Origin of the sequence: Providencia sp. PROV024, assembly GCF_032709665.1 — a bacterium.
Lineage (GTDB): Bacteria > Pseudomonadota > Gammaproteobacteria > Enterobacterales > Enterobacteriaceae > Providencia > Providencia huashanensis.
The window spans coordinates 4,291,966-4,306,063 of the sequence record NZ_CP120545.1 but is presented as its reverse complement, the minus strand read 5'-3'; the positions used below and the strand labels follow the sequence as shown (position 1 = coordinate 4,306,063).

The 14,098-nt window shown below is 41.1% G+C and carries 12 protein-coding genes and 4 tRNA genes; 13 read left to right on the top strand and 3 right to left on the bottom strand.

The features are described 5' to 3' along the window. Positions 1-8 precede the first annotated feature (8 nt). The 12 genes from rfbA (at position 9) to P3L56_RS19810 (ending at position 9,392) form a co-directional block, all read left to right on the top strand. Positions 9-890 carry a glucose-1-phosphate thymidylyltransferase RfbA gene (gene rfbA / locus P3L56_RS19865; RefSeq protein ID WP_048605787.1) on the top strand — a complete coding sequence of 294 codons (882 nt, stop codon included), beginning with the start codon at positions 9-11 and terminating at the stop codon, positions 888-890. Next, positions 868-1,608 (top strand): dTDP-4-amino-4,6-dideoxy-D-galactose acyltransferase, encoded by a 741-nt coding sequence (gene rffC, locus P3L56_RS19860; RefSeq protein ID WP_166687219.1) that lies wholly within the window; start codon positions 868-870, stop codon positions 1,606-1,608. Before rfbA ends, rffC begins: the two co-directional genes overlap by 23 nt. Beyond that, positions 1,595-2,725 carry a dTDP-4-amino-4,6-dideoxygalactose transaminase gene (rffA, locus tag P3L56_RS19855; protein ID WP_042845881.1) on the top strand — a complete coding sequence of 377 codons (1,131 nt, stop codon included), beginning with the start codon at positions 1,595-1,597 and terminating at the stop codon, positions 2,723-2,725. Before rffC ends, rffA begins: the two co-directional genes overlap by 14 nt. Further along, a complete protein-coding gene (gene wzxE, locus P3L56_RS19850; protein ID WP_042845879.1) occupies positions 2,725-3,975 on the top strand; it encodes a lipid III flippase WzxE in 1,251 nt (416 codons plus the stop codon). The genes rffA and wzxE overlap by 1 nt, the downstream gene beginning before the upstream one ends. Continuing rightward, on the top strand, positions 3,972-5,054 hold the full coding sequence (locus P3L56_RS19845) for a TDP-N-acetylfucosamine:lipid II N-acetylfucosaminyltransferase (protein WP_272686013.1): 1,083 nt from the start codon (positions 3,972-3,974) through the stop codon (positions 5,052-5,054). The genes wzxE and P3L56_RS19845 overlap by 4 nt, the downstream gene beginning before the upstream one ends. Further along, entirely contained in the window at positions 5,051-6,406 is a 1,356-nt protein-coding gene (wzyE, locus tag P3L56_RS19840; RefSeq protein ID WP_042845876.1) for an ECA oligosaccharide polymerase, read from the top strand. The genes P3L56_RS19845 and wzyE overlap by 4 nt, the downstream gene beginning before the upstream one ends. A gap of 9 nt (positions 6,407-6,415) precedes the next feature. Then, the gene (gene wecG / locus P3L56_RS19835; RefSeq protein ID WP_042845875.1) at positions 6,416-7,168 is read left to right on the top strand and encodes a lipopolysaccharide N-acetylmannosaminouronosyltransferase; all 753 of its coding nucleotides are present in this window, start codon (positions 6,416-6,418) and stop codon (positions 7,166-7,168) included. A gap of 223 nt (positions 7,169-7,391) precedes the next feature. Next, the gene (gene thrP, locus P3L56_RS19830; protein WP_166685238.1) at positions 7,392-8,768 is read left to right on the top strand and encodes a bifunctional threonine/serine APC transporter ThrP; all 1,377 of its coding nucleotides are present in this window, start codon (positions 7,392-7,394) and stop codon (positions 8,766-8,768) included. 167 nt (positions 8,769-8,935) lie between these two features. Further along, positions 8,936-9,012 (top strand) — tRNA-Arg (locus P3L56_RS19825). A 79-nt stretch (positions 9,013-9,091) separates the two neighbouring features. After that, a tRNA-His gene (locus P3L56_RS19820) sits at positions 9,092-9,167 on the top strand. A 16-nt stretch (positions 9,168-9,183) separates the two neighbouring features. Then, a tRNA-Leu gene (locus P3L56_RS19815) sits at positions 9,184-9,269 on the top strand. A 46-nt stretch (positions 9,270-9,315) separates the two neighbouring features. Then, positions 9,316-9,392: transfer RNA gene (locus P3L56_RS19810), tRNA-Pro, on the top strand. A gap of 766 nt (positions 9,393-10,158) precedes the next feature. On the opposite strand, the gene P3L56_RS19805 is transcribed toward P3L56_RS19810, so the two are convergent. Next, the gene (locus tag P3L56_RS19805) at positions 10,159-10,386 is read right to left on the bottom strand and encodes a hypothetical protein (RefSeq protein ID WP_042845873.1); all 228 of its coding nucleotides are present in this window, start codon (positions 10,384-10,386) and stop codon (positions 10,159-10,161) included. Between the two features lie 346 nt (positions 10,387-10,732). On the opposite strand from P3L56_RS19805, the gene P3L56_RS19800 reads away from it, so the two are divergent. Continuing rightward, positions 10,733-11,530, top strand: a complete 798-nt coding sequence (locus tag P3L56_RS19800) for a DUF1460 domain-containing protein (RefSeq protein WP_272686014.1) — start codon at positions 10,733-10,735, stop codon at positions 11,528-11,530. Between the two features lie 134 nt (positions 11,531-11,664). Here the strand turns inward: P3L56_RS19800 and hemY are convergent, their stop codons facing one another. Then, a complete protein-coding gene (gene hemY, locus P3L56_RS19795) occupies positions 11,665-12,858 on the bottom strand; it encodes a protoheme IX biogenesis protein HemY (RefSeq protein ID WP_129466654.1) in 1,194 nt (397 codons plus the stop codon). A gap of 2 nt (positions 12,859-12,860) precedes the next feature. Next, a complete protein-coding gene (gene hemX / locus P3L56_RS19790; RefSeq protein ID WP_210831945.1) occupies positions 12,861-14,096 on the bottom strand; it encodes a uroporphyrinogen-III C-methyltransferase in 1,236 nt (411 codons plus the stop codon). Positions 14,097-14,098 lie beyond the last annotated feature (2 nt).

Here is a 14,098-nt window from a genome sequence, read left to right as displayed (position 1 = left end):
GTGAAAGTATGAAAGGTATTATATTAGCAGGAGGGTCGGGGACGCGATTGCACCCAATCACTCGTGGCATTTCTAAACAGTTATTGCCTATCTACGATAAGCCCATGATTTATTACCCGCTATCAGTACTGATGCTAGCGGGGATCCGTGAGATTTTAATTATCTCGACACCTGACGATTTACCCATGTTCAAACGCTTATTAGGTGATGGACATGAATTTGGTATTGAGTTGAGCTATGCGGAGCAGCCATCACCGGATGGTTTAGCACAAGCCTTTATTATTGGTGAAGAATTTATCAATGGGGATTCATGTTGCTTAGTGCTGGGTGACAATATTTTCTTTGGTCATTCATTTAGCCCGAAATTAAAAACAGTCGCGCAAAGGCAGCAGGGGGCAACCGTATTTGGCTACCAAGTCATGGACCCTGAACGTTTTGGTGTGGTGGAGTTTACTGATGATTTTAAAGTGCTCTCCATCGAAGAAAAACCTAAAAAACCAAAATCTAATTGGGCTGTTACAGGGTTATACTTCTACGACCAACAAGTCGTTGAATTTGCTAAGCAAGTAAAACCTTCTGAGCGTGGTGAATTAGAAATCACTTCAATTAACCAAATGTATTTAGAACGCGGTGAGTTGAATGTTGAGCTATTAGGACGAGGTTTTGCTTGGTTAGATACTGGTACGCATGACAGCTTAATTGAAGCGGGCACATTTGTACAAACTGTTGAAAAACGTCAAGGTTTTAAAGTTGCTTGTTTAGAAGAAATAGCATGGCGTAATGGCTGGCTTACTGATGAGCAAGTTCAGGCTTCAGCAGAGCAACTGAAAAAAACCGGTTATGGGCAATACTTAGAGGATTTATTACGTGTCCGTCCGCGCCAGTATTGATAGTTTGCAATGGGAGAGCGATTTTTTTCAACGCTCGACCGCAAAATTAAATTTCACGGGGGAAAACTCCAATATTATTCTTGCTTATCAAATGGATAAGTTTGATATCGTACAGGCTAAAGTCACGGCATCTGAAACGGGGCTAATCGATGACTTAGCAAGTATGGGGTTTTCTTTTGTTGAAGGTGAAATTGACTTTGCTCTCACTATTGGCACAGAAAATGCTTATCTTAAAGCAGGTTTAACAGCGGCAGATAATATTGTTACAGCGCAAGTGGATGATATCCCTGCACTGAAACAAGCTGCTGCTTCTGTCTTTAGCAAAAGTCGCTTCCGAGCACCTTGGTATAATGAAGGTGATAGCGGGCGGTTTTATGCTTTATGGATAGAAAAATCAGTACTTGGTACGTTTGATCACACTTGTTTATTAGTTAAAGACGCATCTGGCACAATTTTAGGGTTTGTGAGTTTACGCCATCTTGATGCAGACACAGCACGTATTGGGCTGTTAGCGAAAGTGCCAGAAGCGACAGGGCAAGGAGTGGGTCGTAAGTTGATGTCAGCCGCATTTGATTGGTGTGTACAACACCAAAAAAGACAGTTAAATGTTGCCACTCAAATCAGTAATGTTGCTGCATTAAATCTTTATTCACGTAGTGGTGCTGCCATTGCAAGCACTGCATATTGGTTATACAGGGGACAACATGATTCCATTTAATAAACCGCCAATTGTAGGTACTGAATTAGAGTATATGAAACAAGCCATGGAAAGTGGCAAACTGTGTGGTGACGGTGGTTTTACTAAACGTTGTGAAGAGTGGATGGAAAAACGTTTTGACTGCCCGAAAGTTCAATTAACACCCTCTTGTACTGCTTCATTAGAGATGGCGGCGATTCTAATCGATATTAAGCCGGGCGATGAAGTGATCATGCCTAGTTTTACGTTTGTATCAACATCTAACGCATTTGTGCTGCGCGGCGCAAAAATTGTTTTTGTTGATATCCGTCCAGACACAATGAATATTGATGAAACTAAAATTGAAGCGGCGATTACAGAGCGTACGCGAGCAATCGTGCCAGTTCATTACGCAGGTGTAGCCTGTGAAATGGATACCATCATGGACATTGCCAAAAAGCATGATTTATTCGTTATTGAAGATGCCGCACAAGGTGTGATGTCAACCTACAAAGGTAAAGCGCTGGGTACCATTGGCCATATCGGTTGCTATAGTTTTCATGAAACCAAAAACTACTCTTCGGGTGGTGAGGGTGGGGCAACATTGATAAATGATAAAGATTTAATCAATCGTGCTGAAGTGATCCGTGAAAAAGGGACCAACCGTAGCCAATTTTTCCGTGGGCAAGTCGATAAATATACTTGGCGTGATATTGGCTCAAGCTATCTGTTATCCGACTTACAAGCTGCTTACTTGTGGGCTCAATTGGAAGAAGCTGACAAAATTAATGATCGCCGTTTACTGCTTTGGCAACGTTATTACGACGCGCTACGACCTCTGGCAGAAGCAGGGCGTTTAGTTTTAGCCACAGTACCGGAAGGTATGAAACATAATGCCCATATGTTCTACATTAAGCTTAAGGATGTGGAAGAGCGTACGGCGTTTAATGACTATATGAAATCTCACGGTATTTTGACTGTATTCCATTATGTGGCATTGCACACGAGCCCTGCGGGCTTGGAGTTTGGTCGTTTTCATGGTGAAGACCAATATACAACGTCTGAAAGTGACCGTTTAGTACGCTTACCGATGTTTTACAATATGACGGATGACGAGCAACAAGTCGTCATTGAGCGAATCAAAGCGTTCTTTGCCTAATGTCGTTAGCTAAAGCATCGGTTTGGACTGCTGGCTCTACCCTAATTAAAATTGGGGTAGGCCTGTTAATTGTCAAATTATTTGCTGTCTCGTTTGGCCCTAGTGGCGTCGGGCTGGCGGGGAATTTCCGTCAGTTAATTACGGTACTAGGGGTACTATCTGGTGCAGGGATCTTTAATGGTGTCACAAAATATGTGGCGGAACATCATCAAGACCCACAGAAACTGCGTGCAGTACTCGGGACGTCATCAACGATTATCCTTGGTTTTTCGACCTTATTGGCGATTGTTTTTTTACTTTGCAGTGTGCCAATTAGTGTAGCGCTATTTGATAGTGAGAAATATAGCTCTGTTATTCAAGTAGTTGCCTTGATTCAAATGGGGATAGGTTATTCAAATTATTTCTTGGCTATTCTAAAAGGCTATAGGGACGCATCTGCTAATGCATTAGCGATTATTTTAGGTAGCATAATTGGGGTTTTTGCCTATTATTTATGCTATTTAGTGGGTGGCTACGAAGGGGCACTCGCAGGGTTAGCATTGGTGCCAGCATTGGTCGTATTACCTGCGGCTGGTATGGTTATTAAACGCAAACAGTTTGCGTTGTCATCGCTAAAACCTGCATGGGACAAAGCGATTGCGACTAATTTGGGTAAATTTACCGTCATGGCAATGTTAACTGCGGTGACTTTGCCAGTTGCCTATATCATGATGCGAAATTTACTGGCCCAAACCTATAGTTGGGATGACGTTGGCTTATGGACAGGGGTTACTACTATCTCTGATGCCTATTTACAGTTTATTACCGCCACATTTTCGGTTTATTTGCTGCCAACATTATCTCGTTTGCAGCATAAAAGTGAAATCTCAGCAGAGATCATCAAAGCATTGAAGTTTGTCTTACCCGCAGTGGCCGCAGTGAGTTTCACAGTTTGGTTATTGCGTGACTTTGCGATTTGGTTGCTATTCTCTGAAAAATTTATAGGAATGAGAGACCTTTTTGCTTGGCAGTTAGTTGGAGATGTACTGAAAGTAGGGGCTTATGTATTCGGCTATCTAGTGATTGCCAAAGCCGCATTACGTTTTTATGTTTTAACTGAAGTGAGCCAGTTTGTGCTATTGATGGTTTTTGCACATTGGTTTATTCCAGAGCATGGCGCTGTTGGGGCCACGCAGGCATATATGGCCACCTATATTGTATATTTTACTCTCTGTTGTTGCGTATTTTTGATTTACCGTAGGCGAGCATGACAACCTTAATACATGTACTGGGATCAAACCTCCCACACCATAATCAGACGGTATTGACGTTTTTTAATAACGTAATTTGCCAAGAAACGGCACCGTCAACAAAACCGCATTTTATGGTCGTAAGTGATGATGCGCAGCTTGCTGACGCATATCCACAGCTCGAAATAGAAGTTTTTAGTAGTAAAAAGTCGGTTGCTAATTGCGTGATCCAGCGGGCAAAAGCTGAGCGTCGGACCCGGTTTTTCTTCCATGGGCAATTTAACGCACCAATTTGGCTAGCATTGCTATTTGGCCAAATTAAATCCCATCAGTTTTGGTGGCATATTTGGGGTGCTGATCTTTATGAGGAATCTAACTCATTAAAGTTTAAATTGTTTTATATTCTGCGCCGTTTGGCTCAGAAAAAAGTCGGCCATGTTGGGGCAACACGTGGCGATTTGTGTTATTTCCATCAATCGAATCCGAAAGTGCCTGCATCGGTCTTGTATTTTCCGACTCGAATGGACCCTGCATTGACGATTACTGAGCGTAAGCCCCGTGAAGGTGAGCAATTAACTATCTTACTCGGTAACTCAGGTGATCGTTCTAATCGCCATGTAGAGGCTCTGAGCGCGATTAAACAGCAATTTGGCGATAAGGTTAACGTTATTGTCCCAATGGGCTACCCAGCGAATAACCAAGGTTATATACAGCAAGTCGAACAAGCAGCAAACAGTGAGTTCACCGCAGGGCAAGTGCAAATTCTAAAAGACCGTATGGAATTTGATGATTACCTTAATTTGCTGAAGTCTTGTGACCTTGGCTATTTTATTTTTAATCGCCAACAAGGTGTGGGGACGGTCTGTTTACTTATCCAGTTTGGGGTTCCATTTGTGATAAGCAGGCAAAATACATTTTGGCAGGATTTAACTGCGCAGAATGTACCTGTATTTTTCTATGGTGATGAACTGACAACCTCGCTGGTGGATGAGGCTCAACGTCAAATGAGCTTACTTGATAAACAACATATTGAATTCTTTGCTCCTAATTTCACTGAGGGTTGGAAAGATGTTCTCAGTGCCGCGGAGGAGCGAGCATGACACATGCAGAATTAGGTGGCTTAGCGTTTGTCTACCTGATATCAATTATTTTTATTGGTACTTTGCTTTATAAAGAGTTTGTGCGTGTTCGCTTTAATTTCAATATTTTCTTTTCAATGTTGTATTTATTAACATTTTATTTTGGCTTTCCGCTAACTTGCGCTTTGGTATTCCAATTTGATGTCGCAGTGGTACCGGCGGATTATTTGCTTTATGCACAGTTAGCTGCGACCAGCTTTTATGCAATCTATTACGTTGCCTATAAAACGCGGATTTCGAAGCGTACAGAGGTATCAGGGCGTGCTCTGTTTAGCATGAACAAAGTTGAAACCAATCTAACGTGTATGCTGTTGATATTAATAGCTGTAGTAACAGTTGGTATCTTCTTCATGCAAAATGGTTTCTTATTGTTTAAGTTGAAATCTTATAGCCAAATCTTTTCTAGCCAAGTGTCCGGTGTCGCACTAAAACGCTTTTTCTATTTCTTTATTCCTGCGATGTTGATCGTTTATTTCTTACGACCAACCCAAAAGCGTTGGGTATTCTTCCTTGTGAGTACCGTTGCCTTTGGCTTTTTAACGTATGTTATCGTGGGTGGAACAAGAGCGAATATTATCATCGCTTTTGCTTTGTTTTTATTCATCGGTATCGTGCGTGGTTGGATCACCTTGTGGATGCTAGCTGCAGCAGGGGTAGCTAGTATTGTTGGTATGTTCTGGCTTGCTCTTAAACGTTATGGCCTTGATGTGAACGGAGCAGAAGCTTATTACACTTTTTTATATTTGACCCGAGATACTTTCTCACCGTGGGAAAACTTGGCTCTGCTACTCAGCCATTATGATGAAATGGATTTCCAAGGCCTTGCGCCAATTATCCGTGACTTCTATGTTTTTATCCCATCTTGGGTTTGGCCAGAACGGCCAGATACCGTTTTGAACTCTGCTAATTATTTTACGTGGGAAGTGCTAAATAATCACTCAGGACTGGCGATTTCACCGACGCTTATCGGTTCTTTGGTCGTGATGGGCGGTGTGATTTTTATTCCGCTGGGCGCGATAGCCGTTGGCTTAATTATAAAATGGTTTGACTGGATTTATGGCATGAGCCTAAAAGAACCGAACCGTTATAAAGCCGCCATTATGCAGGCCTTTTGCTTCGGCGCCATCTTTAACATTATTGTTTTAGCGCGAGAAGGGGTCGATTCTTTCGTCTCACGAGTGGTTTTCTTCTGCTTAATATTTGGACTTTGTCTGATTTTAGCAAAATTATTGTATTGGCTATTTGAAACTGCGGGGCTTATCCGCATAAAAACAGCTTCTCTTTTGAGAAGCCAACAGCGTGAAAGTCGCTAAAGGAGTATCATGGAACCGTTATCAACTCAGGCTTCATCCGTTCCACAATATTGCATTCGTGGTCATAATATTTGGGGCTTCAAAAATATGGCCCATTTTTTAGATTATTTGTTTGCAGATGGAGAAACCAAAACGGGAACACTAGTTGCGATTAATGCGGAAAAAGTGATGATCGCTGAAAAAGATACCGCGTTAAATACCTTACTAGGCCAAGCAGAGTACTTGTATGCTGATGGTATTAGTATCGTACGTGCTATTCGCCGTAAATACCCACAAGCGGACGTTTCTCGTGTTGCAGGTGCCGATTTGTGGGAAGGCCTGATGGAAAGAGCAGGAAAAGAAGGCACTCCCGTTTTTTTAGTCGGTGGGAAACCTGAAATTTTAGAGCAGACAGAAAGTAAGCTTCGCGCTCAGTGGAACGTGAATATTGTCGGGTCTCAAAACGGTTATTTTACTGCAGAAGAAAGGGATGCGTTGTTTGAACGTATCCATGCGAGCGGTGCGAAAATAGTGACTGTTGCAATGGGCTCTCCAAAGCAAGAAATTTTCATGCGTGACTGCCGACAGGTACACCCTGAAGCTTTGTATATGGGCGTGGGAGGTACTTATGACGTGTTTACTGGTCATGTCAAACGCGCCCCTAAAGTATGGCAAAACTTAGGGTTAGAATGGTTATATCGTTTGTTATCTCAGCCATCACGGATCACTCGTCAATTTAAGCTGCTGAAATTTTTAGGCTACTATTACGGTGGTAAGTTGTAACTCTTCCAATAAAGAGACTTGCGTAATTGCTGGTCTCTTTCTTCAAATATTTCTATAATCCCTCAAAAATTAAAGCAATAATGTCGGTTTGTGCTCAATTTTCCTCACAATATGTTTTTAAAATTTGCCTAACTGACATTTTTCGACGGATTACAGTGGTGATGACTACTAAGCTTTAATTAACGCTGTAATTTAACCATGGTAATTTTTGACAGGGGTATTTATGGAAAATCCACAACAGGGACTTCAGCGTGGGCTAGAAGCTCGCCATATCGAGCTTATTGCACTTGGTGGAACCATTGGTGTTGGGCTGTTTATGGGCTCAGCCAGCACGTTAAAATGGGCTGGGCCTTCTGTTCTATTAGCCTATATCATCGCGGGTATTTTTGTTTTTTTCATCATGCGCTCGATGGGAGAGATGCTATTTCTTGAGCCTGTCACGGGGTCTTTTGCTTCTTTTGGTTATAAATACCTTAGCCCATTTTGGGGATGCCTGACTGCTTGGGGTTATTGGTTTATGTGGGTTGCCGTTGGGATCTCAGAAATCACCGCAATCGGTTTTTATGCGGAATACTGGTTTCCTGAGGTACCACAATGGGTTTTTGCTATTATTGCAGTGGTATTAGTTGCTTTAGCAAACTTAGCGGCTGTACGTTTGTATGGGGAATTAGAGTTTTGGTTTGCTATGATCAAGGTCACCACGATTGTGGTCATGATTTTGATTGGTTTAGGGCTAATATTCTTTGGTATTGGTAATAACTTTGAACCTATCGGTTTAGGGAACTTAACAGAGCATGGGGGCTTTTTTGCTGGCGGCTGGAAAGGTTTTCTATTTGCTTTGTGCATTGTTGTAGCTTCATATCAGGGTGTTGAATTAGTAGGGATTACAGCAGGGGAAGCGAAGAACCCCAAAGTCACGTTGAAAAAAGCCATTAATAATATCTTATGGCGTATTTTGATTTTTTATGTAGGGGCGATTTTTATCGTTGTTACGCTTTTTCCTTGGACTGAAGTGGGTCAACAAGGAAGCCCATTTGTTTTGACCTTTGCAAAAGTTGGTATTGTCTCTGCGGCAGCAGTCATCAATTTTGTGGTGTTGACCGCTGCGTTATCAGGTTGCAATAGCGGTATGTATAGCGGTGGGCGGATGCTATACGCATTGGCACAAAATAAACAATTACCAAGTTCATTTTTAAAACTCACAAAAAATGGCGTTCCTGGGCGTTGTGTGGGCTTTACTATCTTGTGTCTGGTTGCAGGCTCTAGTCTCAACTATATTATTCCAAACCCTGAGAAGGTATTTGTGTATGTATATAGTGCTAGTGTTTTGCCGGGGATGGTGCCATGGTTAGTGCTTCTTACTAGCCAGATCCGCTTTCGCCAGCAAAATAAAGAAAAGCTTGAGGGGCACACTTTCAAGTCGATACTATTTCCATGGGTGAATTATGCCACATTACTTTTTCTGGCTTGTGTGTTGATTGGAATGGCGATTAACCCAGATACACGCTTGTCATTAATCGTAGGGGCAATATTTTTATTGGTGGTTTCGGTTCTTTATTTTTTAATTCGCTGGGTGAATAGAGAAAATCAACAGGACTAGCTAAAGTATTTTGGGGTATTTTTAGCGGAAATTGGTTGTCTGAGGGGGTGAATATGCTCTCTTTCTCAGCGAAATGGATAAAAGGCAAGCAATCGATATTTTTATTTCAAAAAGGACTAGACAGCGAGAGGATAAATCCGTACTATCCTCTCCCGCAACGGCGTTAAGCGCCCGTAGCTCAGCTGGATAGAGCGCTGCCCTCCGGAGGCAGAGGTCTCAGGTTCGAATCCTGTCGGGCGCACCATTTTTAGTACGCCGCTACGGTTGGCAAAATGACGTTGTATGTAGTAGAATAGCAACGCTTTGAAAAAAGTGAAGTTATGGTGGCTATAGCTCAGTTGGTAGAGCCCTGGATTGTGATTCCAGTTGTCGTGGGTTCGAGTCCCATTAGCCACCCCATTTTTTTTGTGACATTGCGAGGGTGGCGGAATTGGTAGACGCGCTAGCTTCAGGTGTTAGTGTCCTATGGACGTGGGGGTTCAAGTCCCCCCTTTCGCACCACGAAAAAAGATAACTAATGCTATAAAAATCAGTACTACAAAAATTTCGGCGAGTAGCGCAGCTTGGTAGCGCAACTGGTTTGGGACCAGTGGGTCGGAGGTTCGAATCCTCTCTCGCCGACCAATTTAAAGAACCCCGCTTAATAGCGGGGTTTTTGCTTTTTATTGTCTGGTCTTTTTATTGGCTTCTTTGTCAAAACTTCTTTTCTTTCCTCTTCAGTTGGATCACTTTTGTTGATTGTGTTTTCACATAAGTTTTTTTAAAACAGGTAATATTTTGGAACTGTGAGAGTTGCTATTTAACTTATTGTTTTTTCTTGAGAAGAAGATAAGTGTCGTGATCTTGATACAACCCTCTACTTACTTGTCTCCAAAAGGAGACATTTTAATCGTTGATTTATAAGAAAAAATAAATAATGAATTTATGATGTCTCTAAATTGAGACAAGCAGGTGTAACGAAATATGAGAAGGGACAATCATAGAGAGAAATTATCTAGCTAGGTTGGATTGATGATTAAAAATAGCGAGTCAATCCGAGGGGTAGAGAGAAATAAAAAAAAATAGGCCCAAAAATATAGCTTTTATAAAAGTTGGCACGCATCCTGCATTATTATAGATGTAGATGCTCATCTCACTTCTTATGACAGCAAAGCTTCATAAACCCAGAGATGACGCAAAGCCGATTATCGGTGCCTATTGTCCAACTTAGATGATCAAGAGCTCATCCTCTTACCATCAACGAACGGGCGAAACGTTGAGTGAGGCACCATCCGTCTGTAGACCTGATTGTATTTTACACCTGCCTTGTGCAGGTGTTTTTTTTCTGCAATACAAGCGACTTAGCCCCTTTACTGAAAACGTGAAAGAGGCTGTTAAACAAGATAAGAGACTATTTTTTGCCTTTACTAAACCATTTGCTGAACCAGCGAGTAATGTAGGTATAGCAGAGGATGATGAACGTAATAATAAAAATGTCTTTACTGAGGTCTTCTGTATTAAAGCCAATAAATAGGATAAAAACAAAAGGCGATAAAACTAGCAGAAGAAGATCAAAAAATATTTGTAAACGGTTTGGACTTGCAATAACCCAACGCCAAATAGTTTTAATTACATTCATATAGATATCCCACATTCATTCAAGCCAAGATGTATATTATGCTTTATACACTATGTATTTCCTTTATGACATAGTAATCACAAAATTTGTTTATACCTTGGCACATAAGTGGTTTTATTTTTTTATGATTATGTCACCTAGCGTGATATTTGTATTTTGTTTCTTTATTTTTGACAGTGTAAAACATTCGTTTGAATTAAAGTGAAACGCTGTTATTTTTCGCTTAAAAATACACATTATTAGTATTTAAATTAAACCTTAAATAAACAATTTCTTACTTTACCTTGTCAGTAAAAATAAATCATCTTTAACTGATGATTCATTTTCCCAAGGAAAGGTATTTAAAATGAAATTTTTATTTTTTGCATTGCTTTCTTTTTGTGCAGTCTCTTTTTCATCAACTAACCAGCCAAATTATTTATTAGATATGAGTGATGATTCTAAATTAGCATTGGATCAGGTTATTCATAAAGTAATAATACCAAATCAAGGTCTACCCTATGGCAATCTTATTGAGCAAGTTTCTAGTGTTTTTCTGGGGATGCCGTATGTCGCCAACACATTAGTTGGTGGACCAAACGTCAGTGAAGTACTTGTTGTTAATTTAGAAGGTGTTGACTGTTTTACTTATCTGGATTATGTCGCGGCACTAAGCAAATCAAACAGTAGGAATACGTTTTTAAGCGCCCTTGTGAATACGCGTTATAAAGACAGTGATGTTGCTTATTATAAAAGAAAACACTTTTTTACTGACTGGTATGCGGTATCACCACAAAATGCGACAGATGTGACAGCATTAATTAGCTCTGAGTCGGTTACAGTTGAAAAAAAATTAAATCAAAAAGCAGATGGTAGTGAGTTTATTAAAGGATTAGGTATTCACTCAAGAAAGGTAACCTATATTCCTACTCATGCAATTAATGAAATGGTTCTTAATAACTTAAAAACAGGCGATTATATTGGTATTTATTCACCAATTCAGGGGTTAGATGTTTCCCACACAGGTATTGTGATTAGAAAGGATAATCAGGTTTTGTACCGAAATGCATCATCACTTTCAAAGAATATGAAGGTTGTTGATACAAACTTCCTAGAATATATATCCTCCAAGACGGGTATTATCGTTCTTCGTCCTATTATCTAATTGGATATATGGGGCTAACAAATATGAATTAGCCCGTTATTTTACTTAACGATAAACTAACGGGTAGGTTTGTATACTAAATAAAATAGCCCCTAAGGTAACTTCTTGGGGGCTATTATAATTAATATAGCCTTTTATGAACGCTCTTGGTTCAATGAGTGTATTAAGGCCTCTTGGCGAATTTTTGCTGCTTCATTCGGTTTATGTAATTTGTCGAAAGCATCAGCTAACCATGATGCATCTTGTACATCAAAACGTTGAGCTAAGGCAGCTTTGAAATAAGTTTCTGCTTTATCCCATTGAGCATGCTGCAGTGACAAAACCCCCAATGTACTGTTTAGTAATGGCGTTGCCCCATTTTGCTTTTGCAGATGTAAAAGCGTTTTTTCAATAATTTCAGGGTGTTCGCTATTAAGCTTCGGCACTAACAATAACAAGCGCTCATCATATTGCTGCTTTAAGCCGTCAATGATCATTTTTTCAGCACTGTTAATGTCGCCACATTCAATTAAGTGTTCTGCTAAAAAAGCCTGCAATGCAGTTTCATGGCGGACGCGGCGAGGCTGAGCTTTCCACCAAGCCTTCAAGCCATCACTCCCACCTTCAGCCATACATTGGTTCATTAACCCTTTGTAAGCTTTCAGTTTTAATGCGTCTAACTCGTCTTCAGTGTGTAATTGTACTTTGGCCATTACAGGTAATAATTCGATCAGTGCTTGGTAAGCCCCTGAACGTAAATAAGCTTGTTCGGCTAGGCGTAAAACCTCTGGGTGCCTCGGTGCTTTATCGAGAAGTTTATCAATGCCGTTACGAGCCGCGTGTACTTCGCCTTCAGCTAATTGGATGCGAACGCGACTAATATCAACAGGGAGTTGATCATTACCTGCGGCTTCTGCTGCCCTATCTAAGTATTGGTGGGTACGGTATTCATCACCGCGCTGTTGTGCCGCCTCTGCTGCCATTAAATAGTTGATTACAGGTTGTTGGGAAAAATCAGCATGCTTGCTCATCAATTTTTCAACCTGCTCAAAATCACCTTCAGCTAACTTGAGTAGGGCTTTTTGCGTTTGGGTGTGTGCTTTATGATATTTACGACCACTTACCCAACCTTTAGTCCGTGATGTGGTGCTCATAAAGCGGCGGTAACACCAACCAAGAAATAGCAACACGAATTGGAGTAAAATAAAGCCCAATATCAGGCTCGTTACACTGGTTGTAATGTCGTAGTTATCGGTGCGAATAAAAACATAGCCTTGGTGACCGGCTAATAGTGGCCCTAAGATGACACCTGCGATAAGAACAATAAATAGGATCAGTACCTTAATCATTGTTACCCCCTATTTCCAGCAGGCTCAGTTGACTCAAAAGGATGTGGTGTATCTGCTGGTTCTGCTTTTTGTGTCTCAGTCGCGGGAACTGCGGCATCTGCTGCGGCATCAACAGCACCATCATTTGCCTTAGTACTGTCAGAGGATTGAGCAAGTAAGCTACGCACTCGCGTTTGCATGACTTTCTCTAGCTTTTCTTGGCTTTCTAAGGCGTCAGGCATTTCAACATCAATCGGTTGATTAATTAGCTCGTCAATGGTTGATAAGAACGCTTTCGTTTCCGGCGCTTCAGTATCAAAATAAGCTCTTACCCATGTTGAAGCCTGCTCAAGCGACTGTTTGTATGTTTCTTCTTGGAAGCGAGGAACGGCTTGAGCTGCGATTAGCAACTGTGAACGAATGTTTTCACGAAGGTAAATGTCTTGATTTGGGGCTAGTAGTGGTGCTTCAGAACCGTCACGAGCCCTGACGGTGATGAAATCGTTAGTGAAGCTTTTCCAACTACGAGATAAGTTTTGTTGCCAATCAGAAATGTCATCACTGACTTCGGCATTATCTTCATTTTTAGCATCACCACTGTTTAAATCGGCTAAACGTAAGTTATCAACGTCATTACTGAGTTGGTTTAGGCGTAAGATAATACCGTCATAGTCGACTTGATTGATGGCGGCTAATTTTGCCATGTCATTGTTAATTGACTTGCGAATATCGAGCAGACTTGGGTCGTTCATTTCAGCCAAACTAGAGTCTGCACTTTTTAATAGGACAGCTGCTGTGACAGGGTCGTGGTCGTTCCACAGTTTTCTTCCTGCCATTTTTACCATAAAGTCAGCTTGTGCAATCAGCCAGCTTTTAACATCACTACTGGAAAGGGCAGTCACGTGAGCTTGCAGTTCTTGCATGCGACGATTGAGCCTATCTTCATACTCGCGAGATTGGTTTTTCATCTCAGTATTCGCGGTAATTAGGGCATCTAAACGTTGTCTATCTGAATTTTGTTGTTCGATTAAATCACTCAATTGCTGTTTTAGTTCATTGTTTTCATTTACTAAAGTTGCATTGTTTTGTTGAGTGAAATAATAAAGACCACCACCAATGGCGATGATAATAGCGATAGCAATTACTCCGCCAATGAGACCAGAACGTTTTTGTTCCGAAGAGGTTTTTTTTTCGGAGTGCTGTTGTTTTGCACCTGTTTCTGGGGTAACCGTCTCGGTTGTTTTATCGTGTTCCGTCATAA